The organism is Halosaccharopolyspora lacisalsi (genome assembly GCF_014137975.1).
Taxonomy (GTDB): Bacteria; Actinomycetota; Actinomycetes; order Mycobacteriales; family Pseudonocardiaceae; genus Halosaccharopolyspora; species Halosaccharopolyspora lacisalsi.
Window position 1 is genome coordinate 81,516 of sequence record NZ_JACGWZ010000003.1, and the last position, 17,751, is coordinate 99,266.

Below are 17,751 nucleotides of genomic sequence, written 5' to 3' on the forward strand. Positions count from 1 at the left end.
GCCCGGGAAACGTCGTCGGGTGACACCATCCTGCCTTACTACGAGCCGGGGCGGGGCGCGGACGTGAAAAAGATCGGAGTACCTCGTCCGGCGAAGTCGGTCAATACTTCACCGGTTCGCCGCTGCGGAGCGTGACAAATTTCTTCGGTGCATCGGCGTGTGGGACGTCGGCAAAAGCGTCGTCATGTCCTACACTGGGAAGCGGCGGCCCGCTCCCGGTGACCCCCAGGCTGGTTGAGCAGGCCGCCCCTTCTTGCCCGAGGGGGCGGTCGGGTTCCCCCGACCGCCCCCTCGGGCACTGATTCTGCGGATGTGCGGTGCTGATCGAGCACGTGGCCCGCGAATCGTCAGGCGAGCGCATCCTCGACGGAGCCGCCGGACAGACCGTGCGCCCGGGCGACCGGCTCGTTGAGCAGGGTGCCGCCGTGGGTGTTGAGCCCCTGGGCCAGCGCGGTGTCCTCGCGGCACGCCTGCTGCCAACCCTGGTCCGCGATGCGCAGCGCGTAGGGCAGCGTGACGTTGGTCAGCGCGTGGGTGGAGGTGTTCGGCACCGCGCCCGGCATGTTGGCCACGCAGTAGAACACCGAATCGTGCACCTGGTAGGTGGGGTCGTCGTGCGTGGTGGGGTGGGAGTCGGCGAAGCAACCCCCCTGGTCGATGGCGATGTCGACGAGCACGCTGCCCGGCTTCATCCGGGACACCAGCTGGTTGGACACCAGCTTCGGCGCCTTGGCCCCCGGGATCAGCACGGCACCGATGACCAGGTCCGCGGCCCGCACGGACTGCTCGACCGTGTAGCGGTTCGAGGTGATCGTGCGCAGCTGGCCACGGTAGTCGCGGTCGATCTCGCGAAGCTTGTCGACGTCTGTGTCGAGCAGCTCCACGTCGGCGCCCATGCCCAGCGCGATGCTCGCGGCGTTGAGACCGGCGACACCGCCACCGATCACGGCGACGCGGGCGGGGTGCACTCCGGGAACGCCTCCGGGCAGCACTCCACGGCCACCGCTGGGGCGCATCAGCGCGTAGGCCCCCATCTGCGGGGCGATCCGACCGGCGACCTCGCTCATCGGCGCGAGCAGCGGCAGCCCTCCACCGGGGGTCTGCACGGTCTCGTAGGCGATGCTGGTGACTCCGGAGTCCAGCAGCGCGGTGGTCAGCTCCGAGGAGGCGGCCAGGTGCAGGTAGGTGAACAACACCTGGTCGGAGCGCAGCCGCGGGTACTCCTCGGCGACGGGCTCCTTGACCTTGAGCACCAACCGGCCCTCGGCCCAGACCTCCTCGGCGCTGGGCAGGATCTTCGCGCCCGCGGCGAGGTAGTCCTCGTCGGGGATCGACGAGCCCGTGCCCGCCCCGGCCTCGACGAAGACCTCGTGGCCCCGGTCGACGAACTCGTGGACACCCGCCGGGGTGAGCGCGACCCGGTACTCGTTGTTCTTGATCTCGCGGGGGACGGCGATCTTCACGGTGCGAATCCTTTCCTTGTTGCTGCGCACCACGATCCGCCGCCGGCCGGGTGAGCGCATCATTCCCACACCATGAGATGACCTCGGGTCGTTTGTTGTGCGAGCACAAACCCGGCCGCGCCGGATCAGCCGTGGTGCGCCCACCGCTCGGCGAGGAGCTGCACCAGCAGAGCCGACCGCACGTCCGGATCGTCCAGGTCCACCGGTGCGATTCGGGTCAGTCGCTTCATGCGGTAGCGGAAGGTGTTGGGGTGGACGCGCAGTTCCGCGCTCGCGGTACGCGGATCGCCCGGATGGCGCAGCCACGCGTGCAGCGTGGCGAGGTACTCGGTGCCCTGGGCACGGTCGTGCTCGCGCAGCGCGGGGACGGGGCCGAGCGCGCCCACCCCGGCATCGGCGGAGGCTCCGGCGATGCGGTTGAGCACCAGCAGGTGCCAGAGTTCCTCGTAGACCGCGATGCGGTCGTGGACCCGTCCCGTGTGCAGCAGCCCGAGCACCTCGTCGGCCTGCGTCCGCGACTGCGCCAGTTCCGCCACCCCGGCGGCGGTTCCCGCCGCGATCAGCGGGTGCGGCTGGACGCCGTGCCCCTCCAGCGCCTCCCGCAGGGCGGGCCAACCTCCGGTACCGGTTCGGTCGGGCACGACGATGTAGAGCACTCCGCCGATCTCGGCGACCAGAGGACGGGGGCCGATGCCACGGGTGATCCACTCCCACATCGCCAACCTGCGGCCCTCGGCGGAGTTTCCCGCGGAACGCACGTCGATGGCGATCACCCGGTGCGTGGTGCTGGGCAGGGCGAGCTCGTTGGCCGCCGCCCGCCAGCCTTCGCCGCCCTCCAGCAGCAGGCGTACCAGTCCGGCGGAACGCTGCCGCTCGGCGTCGGCCAGCGCGCGCCAACGCAGCAGCTGCAGTGCCACCAGCGGGGCGGTGTCGGCGAAGGCCGTGGCCCGTTCCTCGGAGACCTCCCCGGTGACCACCGCCCACATCGAGCCGAGCAGTTCCCCGCCCATCCTGATCGGCATGATCAGCCGGGGCAGCGTGCCGTCCTGCTGGGCCGGCACGAAGATCGCCGAACCGCCCTTGGTCAGCTTGCGAAACGTCCCGTGGGCGCGGAACTTCGCCAGCACGTCGTCGGGTTGCTTGCGGCCCATGATGGTGGAGACCCGGGCGGGGTCGGTGAGGTCCTGCCGCGCGGAGTAGGCCAGCACCTGGGAGTGGGCGTCCTCGATCGTGACGGGGGCGTCGACCACCTCGGCGACCGCGTCGGCGAGCCGGAACAGGTCGCCGAGCCCGGCCGATCCCATCCGGGTGGGATCGCGGTCCTCGACGTCCTCGACACCGGAACCCGCCAGCGCGGCCCGGATCAACCAGACGAGTTGCGCCCACGCGGTGCCCCGACTCACTTCGACCACCGCGAGTCGATGGTCCTCGGCGGTGGCGAGCACCTCGTCGTCGGTCGACAGCGGTGGCTTGAGCAGCACCGCCGCCGCTGCCTGGCGCCCGCACTCACGCGCCAGCGAGACGGCTTGCGCACTGTCGGTGACGGCGAGACCCAGCACGAGGTCCCCCTCGGCGACGCTGGCGGGCACGTCGGGTTCGGCGATCACGACATCGCCGACGCAGCCGGTGGTGTCCGGCAGCCGCACGGTACGCAGCAACGTCGGGCCGACTCGTTCGATCAGTGCACGGACGTCGATCAGACCCGCCACTCCTTTCGGTCGCCCTCGGGTTGGGTGTGGCCGTTCGCCGGGTTATCGTTGCCGGACACAGCGACAATCGCATACCGGCCATCGAAACCGGGCGGGAGAGCCCCTGACCGACGAGGACGAGTCCTCACCGGTGAGGGCGCCGAAGGAGCAAGACTCCCCGCAAACTCTCAGGCACCCATGACCGCCCGGCTCTAGGCAACTCTGGAAAGCGTGTGTTCTCCCGGCCGGTCCGGGACGCCGCGCACCCACGGTGCAAGCTGCTCAGCGCGGCGAAGCTCTCAGGTTCCGCAACAGAGGGGGAGGCCCAAAGTACCCGGGCATGTCCATGCCCCCGATATCGACGGAGCCTCCCCATGTCCTTGCCCGCACAGCTGAACTACACCGCAGAGCACGAGTGGCTCGAGGACCGTGACAGCGTCGTGCGCGTGGGTGTCACTCCCTACGCGGCGGAAGCCCTCGGCGACATCGTCTACGTGCAGGTGCCCGATGTGGGTCAGCAGATCAAAGCGGGCGAGGCCTGCGGCGAGCTGGAGTCGACCAAGTCGGTCAGCGACCTCTACGCCCCCGCCACCGGTGAGGTCGTGGCGGTCAACGAGGCCGTGGTGGACGATCCGTCGTTGGTCAACGCCGACCCCTTCGGCCAGGGATGGCTGATGGAGCTGCGGGTCAGCGAGAAGGGCGAGCTGCTCACGGCCGAGCAGTACGCCGAATTGACCGGCGGGGCGTAGGCGGCCCACGCCACTCACAAGGAGGAACTGGTCAATGACGATCAGCGTCTTCGATCTTTTTTCGGTGGGCATTGGTCCGTCGAGTTCGCATACCGTGGGTCCGATGCGGGCGGCCGGCATGTTCGTCGGCAGGTTGCGTGTTGAGGGGGTGTTGCCCGCCGTCGCGTCGGTGCGGGCGGAGCTGTTCGGTTCGCTGGGTGCGACCGGGCACGGTCACGGCAGCCCGAAGGCGGTGCTGCTGGGGCTGGAGGGGCATCAGCCGGAGACGGTCGATCCGGGCGCGGTCAGCGGGCGTGTCGACCGGATCCGGGAGTCCGGTCGGATCGGGCTGGGTGGAACGCACGAGATCGGCTTTTCGGTCGATCGTGACCTGGTGATGCATCGGCGCGAGTCGCTGCCGGTGCACTCGAACGGGATGCGGTTCAGCGCGTTGGACGGTGATGGTGGCGAGCTGCTGGTGGCCGCGTACTACTCGGTCGGGGGTGGTTTCGTCGTCGATGACGAGGCCTCCGGTGCCGATCGCGTCAAGCCCGACGAGACGGCGGTCGAGTATCCGTTCCACACCTCGGCGCAGTTGTTGGAGCAGGTGTCCGGGCCGGGGCCGGATGTCAGGATCAGCGATGTCATGTGGGCCAACGAGCGGTCCTGGCGTGACGCCGCTGCCGTGCGTGCCGGTCTGCTGCACATCTGGCAGGTCATGCGCGAGTGCGTGGACAACGGGTGTGCCAACACCGGGGACCTGCCCGGGGGGCTGAAGGTGGGGCGTCGAGCGGCCGAGCTGCAGGCCAAGCTCTCCGCGGACGACGACTCGATGGAGTGGGTCACGTTGTTCGCGCTGGCGGTCAACGAGGAGAACGCCGCCGGGGGGCGGGTCGTGACGGCCCCGACCAACGGTGCGGCGGGCATCATCCCGGCGGTGCTGCACTACTACTGGTGGTTCGTGCCGGGAGCGAGCGAGGACGGTGTGGTGCGGTTCCTGCTCGCGGCGGGTGCCGTCGGCGTGCTGTTCAAGGAGAACGCCTCGATCTCCGGTGCCGAGGTGGGGTGTCAGGGCGAGGTCGGTTCGGCCTGTTCCATGGCCGCCGCCGGGCTGGCCGAGGTGCTCGGGGGCACCCCGTGGCAGGTGGAGAACGCCGCCGAGATCGCCATGGAGCACAACCTCGGGTTGACCTGCGATCCGATCGGCGGTCTGGTGCAGATCCCGTGCATCGAGCGCAATGCGGTGGCCTCGGTCAAGGCGATCACCTCGGCGCGGATGGCGCTGCGCGGCGACGGCAGCCACCACGTGTCGCTGGACAAGGTCATCAAGACCATGCGCGCCACCGGCAAGGACATGAAGGACAAGTACAAGGAGACGGCACGCGGCGGCCTGGCCGTCAACGTCATCGAGTGCTGACCGAGGAGGCTGACCGGTCGTGCTGTCTCTCGTGGGGTCTCGGCGCTGCTCGCCGGTGCCCGGCGTCTGACGGCCCGGAGAAGGTCTGACGGCCCGTACCGGGCATCCGTACCCGGAGTTCGGTGCGGGCCGCACGCCGTCCGCGACGATTTCGCCAAAAGCGCCCCCGCCGGTGATTCCGGCCGTTACACTCCTGCGCTGGTCGACGAACAGTCATGACCTTCCCAACGGGGTGGCGCAGCAGGCGGAGGAGACGAGATTGAGGTACGGACGCGGTGTGCTCGCGGCGGCGGTGCTGACGGCGGTGCCGGTCATGGCCGGGTGTGGTCCGGGTACGGTCGAAAAGGACGAGCTCGCCGAGACGATCGGTCGGCGCCTCGAGCAGAAGGTGGGGCAGCGGCCCGACGAGGTCACGTGCCCGCGTGAGCTCCCCGCCGAGGTGGGAGCCTCCGTGAAGTGCGAGCTGACCGCCGGTGGAACCGCTCTCGACGTCACGACCAGCGTTACCTCGGTGGACGGCGGCGACGTGAAGTTCGACATCGAGGTCGAGGAGCTGCCCGCCGGACGGTGAAACCGTCCCGGGCCGCGTACCGGGGGACGGGCGAGCGTGGAGGACACTGGCGACATGGATGACAGTGACTCCGAAGCCCCCGACTCCGAATCCCCTGCCCGGGGCCCGAACACCGTCTGCTTCAGCTGCGGCGGTTTCCGCAAGGTCAGCGAGCCTCGGGTCTACGTCATTCAGGCCACGAGCGACACGCGAACGGGCATGAGCATGGGCGAGTGGCGGGACTGCCCGCACTGCGGGGGGACCGGCCACCTCTCCGGACTGGTTCCGCCGGTGTAGATCGGGTTCTGTGTCGTTGCCCCGGGCTACGGCGGTGTACACCTCCCGCCACCGGTCCGATCACGGGTCGGCCGGTCACCACGCCGCCGCAGCGACGTTCGTGAAGCCGTGCGACGTCGCCTCGGTCGCTAACTCAGCAGGACGTAGACGATACCGATGATGCCCACCAGGACGGCGAGTGCGGCCACGGCGCCGGGGAGTGCGCCGTCAGGCAGGGGGGAGCGGCCGTGCAGGCGGTGCTGCCCCCGCCGGTACCGGCGCCACGCCAGCCAGGTGATCACCACGGCCAGCGGCAGTGTCACTGCCGCGAACACGATCGCCAGCGTCGTGCTGCTGTGCGCGATGAAGCGGACCACGACGAGCCCGCCGACCACGAAGGACAGCGCGGTACGGGACCAGGCCAGCGTGGTGCGCTCGTTCTGCAGCCCGATGTCCCACGGGTTCTCCGCCTCGGAACGCACGGTCAGCTCCCGGTGATCAGCAGCAGCGCGCAGGCCGCCACGCCCACGGCCGTGAGGGCGTAGCCCAGCACCGGTGCCAGTTTCGGGGCGGGTAACGGCTGACCGGTGCGCAGGGCACGCTCGGTGGCGGCCCACCGCGTGAACGCCGTAGCGCTGCACACGACTCCGCCACCGAGCAGGAGCACCGCCAGCGCCGTCCTGGCGGGGTTGGAGGCTCCCGGCGCCACCGCGTTGAGCGCCTCGATGCCGACGCCACCGGCCATCAGCGCCAGGGACGTTCGCAACCACGCCAGGAACGTGCGCTCGTTGGCGAGCGTGAAGCGTGGATCGGGCTCCGCGCCTTCGCGGTAGACCCGGTGCGGCCGACGCCGGGTTCCGTCGGGTGAGGTTTCCTGTGGCGCCATGACACCACCGTATCCCGCCACGATCGGAAAACACCCTGCGCACAGCGCGTCACGGGAGTGCTACGCGGACGGCTTCGAACCGGTTTTCCGGAAGTCGAAGACCGAACCGGTGTGGGAGTGGAGTACGCAGGCGTTGGAGAACTTCTCCGTGTAGTCCACGCGCGTGCCGTTCCAGGTTCCCTTGGCGGTGACCGTCACCGGACGGTAGATCAGCGGGCACAGCGCGTCTCTGTTGGCGCTGAGGGACTTGAACTTGCCCCCGGTGCTGTTCAGGGCGTCGCAGGCCGCCTTCGCCTTCGGGTGCGTGCCGCCGGCGGGTGAGCAATTGAGCCACACCGAACGGTGCTGTTGCGACATGCCGTCCTCGACGGTGAGGTGGACGACCTTGGCGCCCCTCTCGGGCGGCTTTACCGAGGTCGGCTCGGCGGTGGCCGTGGCGGGGGCCAGCGCCAGGCCGGCGATCGCCGTCGTCGCGAGCAGCGTGCGGCCGAGAGCTCTTGCCATCGTGTCTTCCTCGTTTTCGCAGTAGATTGAGTGTGAGTTCGCTCCTATCTACCCGGAGACCCCGCGCGTATGCCGCTTCTGCGCCCGGAGTTCACCTGAAAGTGTTTCACCCATTGGAGTGGTACTACTGTGCGTGCTTGTTCGGGGCGGAGGCTCGCGCGTTCCCGGCCACGAGCCGTCTCGGCTCACTCCTTGGAGGCGCGGTCGCGGATGACGTCGTCGACGGCGCGCTGGAAGCCGTTGACCAGCACCTGGATCGTCAGTGGCCGCAACTGGTCGCTGGCGGCGCGGACCCGCTCCCGCTCCTGGTCGTCGCGGCCGCGCTCGACGTAGGGGCGCAACACGTTCGCGGCGAACAGCTCGCGCAGCTCCACCGCGATCTGCGTGGTGTGCTGTTCGACGATCTGCTTGGCCTGGACCAGCATCTCCATCGGCAGGTCGAGGTCGAGGATCTGGAGGCCGACTCCGAGCATCGCCGAACTCGTCAGCCGCAGCTTCTCCGAGTCCTCGTCCAGGTGCTCCAGTATCCCGAGCGCGACGAGCTGCTCCACGCGTTCGTCGTCGAGCGTGCGCCCGGCCCTCTGGTTGAGCTCGTGCCGGTCGATGTCCTCGGCCTGGTCGTTGGTCCAGGGGGCGAGCAGGGCGCGCTGGAGAGCGAGGTCCTCGGGCGAGGCGTCGTCGGGGATGCGCTGGAGGTGCCCCTCGATGGCCGAGAGGGTGAACCCGAGATTCTGCAGCTCGCGGATGAGATCGAGCCGAGCGAGGTGTTCGCTGCCGTACAACCCCAGGCGCCCGCGCAGGTGCGGAGGCGGGATGAGTCCGCGTGAGGAGTAGAAGCGAATAGTGCGCACGGTAACGCCGGCCCGTGCCGCGAGTCCGTCGATGGTGAGCTCTTCATCCGCTGTCCGGAGCATAGGAGCACCATACTCCTTGACCGGTGTGACACCAGCGGTGTAACACTATCAGCGTCATATTTGTTGTGCTCGCCGTCACCCGTGCGGTGACCGGTCGATTGGGAGACACGCGCGTGGCGGAACCGGACGGTGACGGTGCTCGTAGGGGGCCTCTTGCCGGCGTTCGCGTGGTGGAACTGGCCGGGCTCGGTCCCGCCCCGTTCTGCGCGATGCTGCTGGCCGATCTCGGCGCCGACGTGGTGCGAGTGCAGCGGCCCGGCGACGGGGGCGCCCCGGACGGCCTGCTCGATCGTGGCAAACGCTCGGTGGCGGTGGACCTGAAGCACGAGCGGGGCCCCGAGACGGTGCTCGGGCTGGTCGAACGCGCCGACGTGCTGTTGGAGGGATACCGGCCCGGAGTGGCCGAACGCCTCGGAGTGGGGCCGCAGCAGTGCTGGCAGGTCCGGCCGAGCCTGGTCTACGGGCGGATGACCGGCTGGGGGCAGGACGGTCCGCTGGCCTCCACGGCCGGCCACGACATCGACTACATCGCCCTCAGCGGAATGCTGCACGCTCTCGGGCGCGCGGGAGGGCCACCGCAGGTGCCGGTGAACCTGCTGGGCGACTTCGGCGGCGGTGCGATGTACCTGACCGTCGGAGTGCTGGCCGCGGTCATCCAGGCGCGGGGCGGCGGCCACGGACAGGTGGTCGACGCCTCCATCGTGGATGGATCGGCGCATCTCGGCACCATGCTGTTCGGAATGCTCTCGGCCGGGGGATGGAACACCGAGCGCGGGACCAACCTGCTCGACACCGGTGCGCCCTTCTACGACGTCTACGCCACCTCCGACGGCGAGTACGTGGCCGTCGGTGCCCTGGAGCCTCGCTTCTACGACGAGCTGATCGAACGCCTCGGCCTCACCGGAGAGGTCCCCGACCGCGACGATCCGGCGAACTGGCCCGAACTGCGCGAGCGGCTCGGTGAGGCCTTCGCGCGGGGAACCCGGCAGGAGTGGGCCGAGGTGTTCGCCGACTCCGACGCCTGCGTGACGCCGGTGCTGTCGATGACCGAGGCGGCCGAGAACCCGCACGTGCGGGCGCGGGGGACGCTGACGCGCTCCGACGGTGTGCTCCAACCCGCCCCGGCGCCCAGGTTCTCCCACACACCGAACCCCCCACTCCGCCCCGCGCCCGAACCGGGGGCCGACGGTGCGTCGGTGCTACGTGAGTGGCAGGTCGGCAACGGTGACGACCTGCTGGAGTCCGGAGCCATCCGGCCGAACCGAGAGGATGCGTGAGCCATGCGCAGGGAACTGTTCGACGACGAGCACGAGGCGTTCCGGGAGTCCGTGCGCGCGTTCGTGAACAAGGAGCTCGTCCCGCACCAGCAGGAGTGGGAAGCGGCGGGCGTGGTCAGCCGCGATGCCTGGTTGGCCGCCGGTAAGCAGGGCCTGCTGGGGACCTCGGTCGAGGAGCGCTACGGCGGTGGCGGTGTCGAGGACTTCCGCTTCAACGTCGTCTTCGACGAGGAACTGGTCTCGGCCGGGATATCCGGTTTCGGCGTCCCGGTGCACAACGACATCAACGAGCCCTACCTGACGCGCCTGGCCACCGAGGAGCAGAAGCAGCGCTGGATGCCGGGCTTCTGCAGCGGCGAGACGATCACCGCCATCGCCATGACCGAGCCCGGCACGGGCAGTGACCTCCAGGGCATCCAGACCAGCGCGGTCCGCGACGGCGACGAGTACGTGCTCAACGGGCAGAAGACCTTCATCAGCAACGGCGTCAACGCCGACCTGGTCATCGTGGCCGCCCGCACCGACCCCGACGCCGGGCACGAGGGCATCAGCCTGCTCGTGGTCGAGCGCGGGACGCCGGGCTTCGAGCGGGGCCGCAACCTGGACAAGATCGGCCAGAAGTCCCAGGACACCGCCGAACTGTTCTTCAACGACGTGCGGGTGCCCGCGGCCAACCTGCTCGGCGAGGAGGGCCAGGGATTCGTCTACCTGATGCAGAACCTGCCGCAGGAGCGGTTGTCCATCGCGGTCGCCTCGGCGGCCAGCGCGGAGAAGGTGCTGGAGGTGACCAAGGACTACTGCCGGGAGCGGACCGCGTTCGGCCGTCCCATCGGCAAGTTCCAGAACACCCGCTTCGAGCTGGCGGAGATGGCCACCGAGGTGCGGATCGGCCGGGTCTTCGTGGACCGCTGCGTGACCGAGCACCTGCGCGGTGAGCTGAGCATCGAGAACGCCGCGATGGCCAAGTGGTGGCTGTCGGAGATGAACAAGCGGGTCGTGGACCGGTGTCTCCAGCTGCACGGCGGGTACGGGTACATGACCGAGTACCCGGTCGCCAAGGCGTTCCTGGACTCCCGGGTGCAGACGATCTACGGCGGTACGACGGAGATCATGAAGGAGATCGTCGGCAGGTCGATGGGTTTCTAGGGAAACATCCGTTCGGGGGCGGGTCGATTCGGCGCGAGCGGGCTACAGTCGCACCAGGCACGGGTGTCTTCGGTGGGAGGTGGCACGTGACGGACTGGATCGTCGTCCCCGACAGGGTCGATCGTGGACTGGCCGACGTGCTGCCGTCGCTGCTGTCCGCGATGGGGACGGCGGGCTTCGCCGACACGCTGGACCTGCCGAAGTGCCGCAACGCCGCCGTGCTGCTGGTGGACGGGCTCGGCTGGAACCTGCTGCACGAGTACGCCGCGGACGCTCCGTTCCTGGCGGGGCTGGCCACCGGCGCACCGCTCACGGTCGGATTCCCGACCACGACCTCCACGAGCATCACCTCGCTGGGTACCGGCCGGCGTTCCGGGGAGCACGGCGTCGTCGGTTACTCGTTCGCCGAACCCTCGGGCGGATTGCTGCACCCGCTGAGCTGGGCGACTCACGGCACTGTCGACGACGCCGCGGGCAAACGACGCAGTCTGCTGGAAGCGTGGCCGCCGGAGCGGGCCCAGCCCGGCCGGACCGTGGCGCAGCAGGCGGTCGACGCCGGGGTCGACTTCCGCCTGGCCACCCCGCCCGAATTCCGGGACACCGGCCTGACCAGGGCGGCCCTCCGGGGAGGTGACTTCCGCGGGGTGCTGGCGATGGGAGACCTCGGCACGGAGCTCGTCACCGCCGTGGAGAGCTCCGAGCGGACGCTGTGCTACGGCTACCACGGTCAGCTGGACATGATGGGACACGTCTACGGGCCGGGGTCGCTGCCGTGGCGCCTGCAACTCGCCCAGGTGGACCGGCTGGTCGCCTCGATGGCCGAGCGGCTGGCCGATGACGCCGTGCTGGCCGTCGTGGCCGATCACGGCATGGTCGGTCTCGACCCCGGGAGCTTGCTCGACGCCGACACCGAACCGGCCCTGCGGGACGGTGTCCGACTGATCGGCGGCGAGGTGCGCGCCCGCCACGTCTATGCCGAACCCGGCGCGGTCGAGGACGTGCGTGCGGCCTGGCAGGAGACAGTCGGTTCCGACGGCGTGGTGGTCTCGGGAGAACGGGCCATCGAGGAGGGCTGGTTCGGTCCGGTCGTCGACGAGGCCGTGCTCCCGCGGATCGGCGATGTCCTCGCCGTGATGGGAAGTGGTGCGGGAGTCGCGCGCACCGAGGTCGAGCCGGGGGAGTCGCGTCTGCTGGGCCAGCACGGTTCGCTCACGGCCGACGAGCAGTTCGTACCGCTGCTGGTGATCGGAGGCTGACGGGGATGTCCGCACGAGACGGGAGTTCGGTGTCCGGTCCGCCGGGGCGTTTCCGCAGGCTGCGACTGATCCGTTCGTTGGACCCGGAGCGCGACCACCAGCTCGTCTACCGGATCTCGGCCGGCCTGGAGTTTCCCTGGGACTACAAGAGGGCACTGGAACTCGCGCTGTTCCGGACGTTCTGCGTGCCCAGCATCTCCGGTCTGCTCGCCCGCACCGGCGAGTTCGCCACCCGCACCCAGCGGCGCTACGACGACACGGCCGTGCTCATGGAGGAAGTGGCCCTGCACGGCTACGACTCCTCGCGCGGCAAGCAGTCATTGCGCAGGATCAACCGGATGCACGGACAGTACGACATCACCAACGACGACATGCGCTACGTGCTGTCGACGTTCGTCTACGATCCGATCCACTGGATCGACTCCTACGGATGGCGGCCCCTCAGCCGACACGAGAAGCTGGCCGGTTACTACTACTACCGTGAGGTCGGGCGCAGGATGGGCATCCGCGAGATTCCCGGATCCTACGAGGATTTCGAGCGCTTCAAACGCGACTACGAGGACCGCCACGTCCGCTACGCCGAGAGCAACCACGAGGTGGGAGCGGACTGCCTGGAGATGTTTCGCGGTTGGTTCCCGCGCCCGATGCGCGGACTCGCCGGACGCGGATTCGTGGCCGGGCTGGACCCCTCGATGCGTCGCGCCTTCGGGTTTCCCGAGCCCGCCGCGGCCACGGTCACGGCCGTGCGCGGTGCGCTGCGACTGCGCGGTGCGGTCGAGCGCTATCTGCCCGCGCGCCAGCGCAGTCGTCTCGGCAAGGGCATCAACCGCACCTACCCCGGCTACCCGAAGGGCTACGACCTGGAATCGATCGGCGCCCTCGGGTCCGGCTGCCCGGTGCGGTGAACCAGATCGGTCACCCCGCCAGGAAGTACATGGCGAGGAGACGTAGGTACAGCAGCAGGGTCGTGACGCATACGATGATGCACACTACCCGGGCGATCCTCAAACGCCGTGGTCGTACGGATGGGTCGTTCCGGTCCGCGAGCGTGTAACCGAGGAGAAGCGCTGTCAACATGCTCAGAATGAGCGTTGCCCATGAGAGGAATCCCTCGGGGTGGAAAATGTCCCACGCGGAAAAGCGCGTCACGAGCATGGCCCCGAGTAGTACGGGAAAGGCGAGTACCGTGATCGAGAGCTTGACGGGATCCCGGTCGCGGGTTCGTGCCTGCTCCTGCTCCTGCTCCTGGTGTTCCACTTCGTAGGCCATGTCTTTCTTCGCTGGTGGTTTGGGCATGTGCCAGGGATTGCCATGTCACCTCGCCCACTTCGGTTGTTCGAAGGATGCGGTCTGAACTCGATCTGCGCCCTCGGCTTCGGCTGCCCTGTGGAGCGAGCCCGACGGTCAGTCGGCCAGGATGTAGATGACGGTGAAGAGGGCATACAAGAACATGAACGTGATGCCCACAATGATGCATGTTCCTCTGAGGATTCCCCAAGGCGAAGATCGTGCGCGTTGGCCGCTCCATTCCGAGAGCGTGAATCCGGCGGGAAACAGTGCCAGCAGGCCCAAGGTGATGACCGCCCATGAGAGTGCCCCCGCTGGCTGGAGAAAGCGCAGCACGAGAAAGCATCCGACAAGTGCGGGAAAGGCGATTATTCTGGTCCAGAGCTTTGCGGGGTCCCGGTTGCGGTCCCGTGCTCGCTTCTGCGCCTGACGTTCCGCTTCGTAGGTCATGGTTTCCCCTGCTGATTCCGCCCGAGCGCGTCGTTGAAGATGGTTTCTTCGTTGTTCATGGATCCGGACCGTATGAGAAGGTAGGAGTCATCGATGAAATCGATGCGCAAAAAGTGCTTCCGCGGGATGCTGCGGCCGAAGTGGAGTGTTTGCATCTGCCGGACCCGTTGCACACCGATCTCGTGGAACGAGGTGGCACTGTTGTGGTTGCTGAACTTGTTGGACAGGCCCTCGGCCGCGCTCTGCGCCTGCGCGACGGCCTGTCGAGCCTTGCCGAACCACCCCTTGCCCTCTGTCACGGGCTCGGGCGCCGTGTCCGGTTCAGTGAGAATGCCGGATTCGACGACGAGGGCCAGCCGGGTGCTACTGGCCACCAGGAGGGTGTGATCGTACCCGGCGGCCAGGTGGTCGGCGAAGCGAACGGCGTCCTGGTCGGAACGAGCGGCGGTGGCCCACCAACCGATCGAGGGATCATCGGCCCACTCGTCGCCCATGAACCTTCCCGTGGTCACCGCTTCGGAGGGCAGTGGCCAGAAGGGGGCTTCGAGAGTGGTTTGTGGAACTTCGCCCAGCGGGGCGTGCGGTACGTGCGGCTGACCGTTGATGACGGAGGCCGCGTACGCCTGCTGGCCGATGTGCACCCAGAGCAGCGCTTCTCCGGACGTTGTCCACTGCTCGGTCAGATGATTTTCCCACTTTTGGCGAAGCGCCATCGCCTCTTTTGGAGTGTGGTCAGTCATGGATCCCTCGTCGGTGTGTCCTCATGCTCGCCCCATCGTCATTTCCATCATGCGAAGGGGTTCGCCGTACTTCTCGCAGAAATCGAAACCCGAGTCGTCGTCCAGGACGACCCTGAAGCAGATTCCTCCTCGGAAGTCTTGGCTCAGCTCTCGCTGTGGGGTGTCGAATGCTTTGATTTCGTTTCGGTCGATATCGAAAAAACTTCGCAGCCCATCGCTTCGCAGTGGGGTGCCGGGAGGGTTCGGTCCGAACTTTTCCGGATGTTTTTCGGTGAACGACCTGGCCTGTTTGAGTAGCTTGAACGGCGATCCTGAGGCCTGTTGCGCGTCCGCTGCTTCCTCTTCCTGTGCTTCGTCGGAAACCACGAGGCTCAGCCGGTGTGATGTCAGTATCCAATCGGACCGAATGTGGTCCAACGTCACTTCGGTCGATCCGAGGAGTCTCGCCGCTTCTCCGAGAGAAAGCAGGCGCGCCGCTTTGGAATTCGGGTGACCACCGAAAACGACGACGTCGGGGAGGTCGCTCTTGGGGTTTCCGCCGACATTTCTTCCTGGCTCGCCTCCTCCGCCGAACACGGCTGTCAACCCCACGTCCAGTGCTGTTCCACCGACCGCGGAAGCCGCCCTCTTGACGTTTTTACCGGCTCGTTTCCCCCAGCCGGGCAACGGTTTTCCCGAGAGATCGAGTCCCTCGACATCGTAACGAAGGGACGTTTGCGGGAAGGTCCAGACGATCGGCTCGCCGGTCCGGCACCAGCTGGTTCGAGCAGCGAGGGACTTTCCGAGTGGCTGGGAAACCGTCATAGTGAACCTCCGTCTCAGATGCTGAATCCGCGTTCCTGGGCGGCCTGCTGATCCTGGTCGGAGGCCTCCGTGGATTCGTCGTAGCTCTGCTTGATGAGCTGCTCGCCGCCCTCGTTGACAACAGCTTGAGTGCTCTGGTTTATGACCGCATCCTGCCACCGGTGCTCGCCGTTCAAACCGACTGCGTTGAGGCCGGCCTGAACCGCGTTCGTCGCCGTGGCTTTCTCTCCCGTGGCCTTCTCGTGCTCCGGTTTGATCTCCCCGCTCCACGAGGCCTTCAAATTGCCGTTACTGTCCCGCTCCGCTCGAACCGTGCCCTCGCTGTCGGTGACCGACTGCTCGGCGTAGCGATTCGCCGTGGTCGATTCGTACTTGTTCGCGTCCCTGGCGGCGTCGACATGTCGCTGGGCCGTAGCGACGTCGTCGGCGGTCTTTTCTCCGCGCTCGGCGGCTTGCCGGGTTTCCTCGTAGACTCTCTCCGCCTTGCGGAGGTTGACGTTTTCGCCACGCGTGGCCATTTTGACCAGTGGGTTGGCGTCGACCTGGCGAGCGACCCACTGCTGGGCCACGTTGCCGTTGCGGAGCTCGTTCATCTTGTCGCAGACCTTGCTCAGCGGCCCCTTGCGCATGGCCTGGAGGAGGTCCTCGAGCTTGGTGATGAGCGGCTTGAGCTTGTGCAGCAGGTTGGCGACCTTGGTGCCCAGGCGAGTGCTGGTGATCGCCGTCTGGGCGGCGGTCAGGCCGGAGGCCGCGCCGACGGAGGCCCCGGCGGTGATCCAGGAGGCGGCGAGGGCGGCCAGCCACTCGATGATCAGGCCCATCACGAATTCCTGGATGATGTCGACGCACATCTCGACGAACGCGTCGAAGACGTCGGCGGCGGTGTCGAGCGCCTCCTTCAGGCCGCGAACGTCGTTGGCCAGCGCCGTGGCGCCACCGGTGAACTCGTGCATCTGGGCGCGGAAGGCGTCACCGGCCCGACCTTCCCAGACGGGTGCCGTGGCCTCGGCCCGGTCGGTCTCGTGCTCGCCCATCTTCTCGACCCACTGAGCGACCTCTTCCCAGCCCTTGCCGGTGCTGCGCATCTGCTCGGGGTCACCGATGGCCGGCTCCAGGACCAGCTCGACCAGCGGACTGATCGCGAGGGAGACCAGGAAGCCGAGACCGTTGTCGATGAAGGCCTGGCCGGGACTGGTGATCGTGTTGAGCTGCTCCATCCGAGCGTTGACGGTCGCGATGGCGATGTCGGGTGGGCTGCTCGCCTTGGACAGACCTTGGCTGGTCGAGGCCCAGGAACTGCCGTATCCGGCCGTTTGCTCCCAGAAGCCGCCGGGAGGACCACCCGCGCCGTTGACGTCGCCGAGCGTGCCGGGCCCGGAACCGGGCACCCGCATGGCACTGACGTCGATCTTGCTCAGGTTGGCGGACTGCTCCTGGTCGGTGCCCGTGTAGTTCTCGGCGCACCGGGTGACGTTCCGGGCCATGTGGTCCATGAACTGCCCGGCCTTCTTGGCCGTGCCCTGGCACTCCTCCAGCGAGTTGAAGTAGCTGTAGGCCATCAGCTCCCCGATCGGCCCGAAGCAGTCGTCGCTGACGCGGGCCTGCTCCAGCAGGTCGGCGAGCTGGGCGAGGTGGTCGGAGGCCTCCCGGGACCCCTTGCTGTGGGCGTGCAGCGCCTGGGTAGCCACTCCGATTCTCGCGGTCATGTCGTTACCTCAGGTAAGAGTCGTTGTTGCCGAAGTCGTCGTCCTCGTCCTCCCACGACGGACGCCTGCTGTTCGGCCGGGCCGTGTCACCGGAATCCGGTCCGCTCTGCGACTGGGAACCCGCCGAGCCCGACTCGGACCCTTCGGAACTGTCGGGCATGACCGGTTCGGCGCCGTGGGCCCTGAAGGCCTCCTTGAACTGCTCGGCGCGGTCCCCGAGGATCGGCTGCACCGTCTCGTCCATCTGCTGAGCCGCCCGCTGCGTGGCCTCGCGGATGGTGCCGATGATCGACTGCTGCAACGCGCCGTGGGACTGGCGCATCGCGCCCGCGCTCAGCTGGAGGTCGAGGACGGCGCCGGAGGGGGCGACGGTGACCGCGACCGCGCCGTCCTGGCTGCGAGCCTCGCCCCTGAGCTCGCTCATCTTGTCCTTGACCTGCGCGGCCTCGGCCGCCTGCTGCTCGAATCGCTGCATCATCTGTTGGATGCGCTCGTTCGGATCCGGCACTGTCCCCTCCCGCAAAGCTGATCATCGCGATCGAGCTCACCATAGCGAAGGAGGGGCACTCGGTGGGGCTGTTCGGGGAAACGCGACAGAGGCGTTCGCATTCGCGAGCGTCGTGGCGAACATGTCCGTTTTCGCAGGGAGTCGGCCGAGC

The 17,751-nt window shown here is 68.1% G+C and carries 20 protein-coding genes and 1 riboswitch; of the genes, 8 read left to right on the forward strand and 12 right to left on the reverse strand.

Translation table 11 applies throughout. The annotated features are described in order from the left end of the window. Nucleotides 1-347 precede the first annotated feature (347 nt). Both ald and FHX42_RS11875 read right to left on the reverse strand, forming a co-directional pair. On the reverse strand, nt 348-1,463 hold the full coding sequence (gene ald, locus FHX42_RS11870; protein WP_182544754.1) for an alanine dehydrogenase: 1,116 nt from the start codon (nt 1,461-1,463) through the stop codon (nt 348-350). Between the two features lie 125 nt (nt 1,464-1,588). Continuing rightward, entirely contained in the window at nt 1,589-3,163 is a 1,575-nt protein-coding gene (locus FHX42_RS11875; RefSeq protein WP_182544756.1) for a PucR family transcriptional regulator, read from the reverse strand. 91 nt (nt 3,164-3,254) lie between these two features. Then, nucleotides 3,255-3,366, forward strand: a riboswitch (glycine riboswitch). 159 nt (nt 3,367-3,525) lie between these two features. On the opposite strand from FHX42_RS11875, the gene gcvH reads away from it, so the two are divergent. The 4 genes from gcvH to FHX42_RS11895 all read left to right on the forward strand — a co-directional run bounded on the left by gcvH (nt 3,526) and on the right by FHX42_RS11895 (nt 6,143). After that, complete coding sequence (gene gcvH / locus FHX42_RS11880; protein ID WP_182544342.1) at nt 3,526-3,900, forward strand: glycine cleavage system protein GcvH; 375 nt, start codon at nt 3,526-3,528, stop codon at nt 3,898-3,900. Between the two features lie 34 nt (nt 3,901-3,934). Next, entirely contained in the window at nt 3,935-5,296 is a 1,362-nt protein-coding gene (locus tag FHX42_RS11885; RefSeq protein ID WP_182544343.1) for an L-serine ammonia-lyase, read from the forward strand. Nucleotides 5,297-5,555: 259 nt separating this feature from the next. After that, nucleotides 5,556-5,867, forward strand: coding sequence for a DUF4333 domain-containing protein (locus tag FHX42_RS11890; RefSeq protein ID WP_220480236.1), 312 nt, complete (start codon nt 5,556-5,558; stop codon nt 5,865-5,867). Nucleotides 5,868-5,921: 54 nt separating this feature from the next. Further along, nucleotides 5,922-6,143, forward strand: a complete 222-nt coding sequence (locus FHX42_RS11895; protein ID WP_182544344.1) for a hypothetical protein — start codon at nt 5,922-5,924, stop codon at nt 6,141-6,143. Between the two features lie 128 nt (nt 6,144-6,271). Here the strand turns inward: FHX42_RS11895 and FHX42_RS11900 are convergent, their stop codons facing one another. From FHX42_RS11900 to FHX42_RS11915, 4 genes are all read right to left on the reverse strand, one after another. Then, the gene (locus tag FHX42_RS11900; protein ID WP_182544345.1) at nt 6,272-6,604 is read right to left on the reverse strand and encodes a YidH family protein; all 333 of its coding nucleotides are present in this window, start codon (nt 6,602-6,604) and stop codon (nt 6,272-6,274) included. A 2-nt stretch (nt 6,605-6,606) separates the two neighbouring features. After that, on the reverse strand, nt 6,607-7,008 hold the full coding sequence (locus FHX42_RS11905; RefSeq protein WP_182544346.1) for a YidH family protein: 402 nt from the start codon (nt 7,006-7,008) through the stop codon (nt 6,607-6,609). A gap of 60 nt (nt 7,009-7,068) precedes the next feature. Next, a complete protein-coding gene (locus tag FHX42_RS11910) occupies nt 7,069-7,512 on the reverse strand; it encodes an SSI family serine proteinase inhibitor (RefSeq protein ID WP_182544347.1) in 444 nt (147 codons plus the stop codon). 185 nt (nt 7,513-7,697) lie between these two features. After that, nucleotides 7,698-8,426 carry a MerR family transcriptional regulator gene (locus FHX42_RS11915; protein ID WP_182544348.1) on the reverse strand — a complete coding sequence of 243 codons (729 nt, stop codon included), beginning with the start codon at nt 8,424-8,426 and terminating at the stop codon, nt 7,698-7,700. 113 nt (nt 8,427-8,539) lie between these two features. Here FHX42_RS11915 and FHX42_RS11920 point away from each other — a divergent pair, with 113 nt between their 5' ends. The 4 genes from FHX42_RS11920 (at nt 8,540) to FHX42_RS11935 (ending at nt 13,010) form a co-directional block, all read left to right on the forward strand. Continuing rightward, a complete protein-coding gene (locus FHX42_RS11920; RefSeq protein ID WP_182544349.1) occupies nt 8,540-9,703 on the forward strand; it encodes a CaiB/BaiF CoA transferase family protein in 1,164 nt (387 codons plus the stop codon). A gap of 3 nt (nt 9,704-9,706) precedes the next feature. Next, nucleotides 9,707-10,849 carry an acyl-CoA dehydrogenase family protein gene (locus tag FHX42_RS11925; RefSeq protein WP_182544350.1) on the forward strand — a complete coding sequence of 381 codons (1,143 nt, stop codon included), beginning with the start codon at nt 9,707-9,709 and terminating at the stop codon, nt 10,847-10,849. Nucleotides 10,850-10,935: 86 nt separating this feature from the next. Further along, complete coding sequence (locus FHX42_RS11930; protein ID WP_328796068.1) at nt 10,936-12,105, forward strand: alkaline phosphatase family protein; 1,170 nt, start codon at nt 10,936-10,938, stop codon at nt 12,103-12,105. Between the two features lie 5 nt (nt 12,106-12,110). Further along, nucleotides 12,111-13,010, forward strand: coding sequence for an oxygenase MpaB family protein (locus tag FHX42_RS11935; RefSeq protein ID WP_182544351.1), 900 nt, complete (start codon nt 12,111-12,113; stop codon nt 13,008-13,010). A 10-nt stretch (nt 13,011-13,020) separates the two neighbouring features. Here the strand turns inward: FHX42_RS11935 and FHX42_RS11940 are convergent, their stop codons facing one another. From FHX42_RS11940 to FHX42_RS11965, 6 genes are all read right to left on the reverse strand, one after another. Then, on the reverse strand, nt 13,021-13,374 hold the full coding sequence (locus FHX42_RS11940) for a hypothetical protein (RefSeq protein ID WP_182544352.1): 354 nt from the start codon (nt 13,372-13,374) through the stop codon (nt 13,021-13,023). Between the two features lie 135 nt (nt 13,375-13,509). Continuing rightward, on the reverse strand, nt 13,510-13,842 hold the full coding sequence (locus tag FHX42_RS11945) for a hypothetical protein (RefSeq protein ID WP_182544353.1): 333 nt from the start codon (nt 13,840-13,842) through the stop codon (nt 13,510-13,512). Beyond that, nucleotides 13,839-14,555 (reverse strand): hypothetical protein, encoded by a 717-nt coding sequence (locus FHX42_RS11950; protein ID WP_182544354.1) that lies wholly within the window; start codon nt 14,553-14,555, stop codon nt 13,839-13,841. Before FHX42_RS11950 ends, FHX42_RS11945 begins: the two co-directional genes overlap by 4 nt. Before the next feature lie 48 nt (nt 14,556-14,603). Further along, nucleotides 14,604-15,386, reverse strand: a complete 783-nt coding sequence (locus tag FHX42_RS11955) for a hypothetical protein (RefSeq protein WP_182544355.1) — start codon at nt 15,384-15,386, stop codon at nt 14,604-14,606. A 14-nt stretch (nt 15,387-15,400) separates the two neighbouring features. Continuing rightward, a complete protein-coding gene (locus FHX42_RS11960) occupies nt 15,401-17,092 on the reverse strand; it encodes a WXG100 family type VII secretion target (RefSeq protein ID WP_182544356.1) in 1,692 nt (563 codons plus the stop codon). Nucleotides 17,093-17,096: 4 nt separating this feature from the next. Then, on the reverse strand, nt 17,097-17,600 hold the full coding sequence (locus FHX42_RS11965) for a YbaB/EbfC family nucleoid-associated protein (protein ID WP_328796069.1): 504 nt from the start codon (nt 17,598-17,600) through the stop codon (nt 17,097-17,099). Between the last annotated feature and the right edge of the window lie 151 nt (nt 17,601-17,751).

What these genes read in the sequence shown, in the direction of transcription:
- gcvH (WP_182544342.1), top strand. Translation starts at nt 3,526, where the DNA reads ATGTCCTTGCCCGCACAGCTGAACTACACCGCAGAGCACGAGTGGCTC.
- FHX42_RS11885 (WP_182544343.1), top strand. Translation starts at nt 3,935, where the DNA reads ATGACGATCAGCGTCTTCGATCTTTTTTCGGTGGGCATTGGTCCGTCG.
- FHX42_RS11895 (WP_182544344.1), top strand. Translation starts at nt 5,922, where the DNA reads ATGGATGACAGTGACTCCGAAGCCCCCGACTCCGAATCCCCTGCCCGG.
- FHX42_RS11905 (WP_182544346.1), bottom strand. Translation starts at nt 7,008, where the DNA reads ATGGCGCCACAGGAAACCTCACCCGACGGAACCCGGCGTCGGCCGCAC.
- FHX42_RS11910 (WP_182544347.1), bottom strand. Translation starts at nt 7,512, where the DNA reads ATGGCAAGAGCTCTCGGCCGCACGCTGCTCGCGACGACGGCGATCGCC.
- FHX42_RS11915 (WP_182544348.1), bottom strand. Translation starts at nt 8,426, where the DNA reads ATGCTCCGGACAGCGGATGAAGAGCTCACCATCGACGGACTCGCGGCA.
- FHX42_RS11925 (WP_182544350.1), top strand. Translation starts at nt 9,707, where the DNA reads ATGCGCAGGGAACTGTTCGACGACGAGCACGAGGCGTTCCGGGAGTCC.
- FHX42_RS11935 (WP_182544351.1), top strand. Translation starts at nt 12,111, where the DNA reads ATGTCCGCACGAGACGGGAGTTCGGTGTCCGGTCCGCCGGGGCGTTTC.
- FHX42_RS11940 (WP_182544352.1), bottom strand. Translation starts at nt 13,374, where the DNA reads ATGGCCTACGAAGTGGAACACCAGGAGCAGGAGCAGGAGCAGGCACGA.
- FHX42_RS11945 (WP_182544353.1), bottom strand. Translation starts at nt 13,842, where the DNA reads ATGACCTACGAAGCGGAACGTCAGGCGCAGAAGCGAGCACGGGACCGC.
- FHX42_RS11950 (WP_182544354.1), bottom strand. Translation starts at nt 14,555, where the DNA reads ATGGCGCTTCGCCAAAAGTGGGAAAATCATCTGACCGAGCAGTGGACA.
- FHX42_RS11955 (WP_182544355.1), bottom strand. Translation starts at nt 15,386, where the DNA reads ATGACGGTTTCCCAGCCACTCGGAAAGTCCCTCGCTGCTCGAACCAGC.
- FHX42_RS11960 (WP_182544356.1), bottom strand. Translation starts at nt 17,092, where the DNA reads ATGACCGCGAGAATCGGAGTGGCTACCCAGGCGCTGCACGCCCACAGC.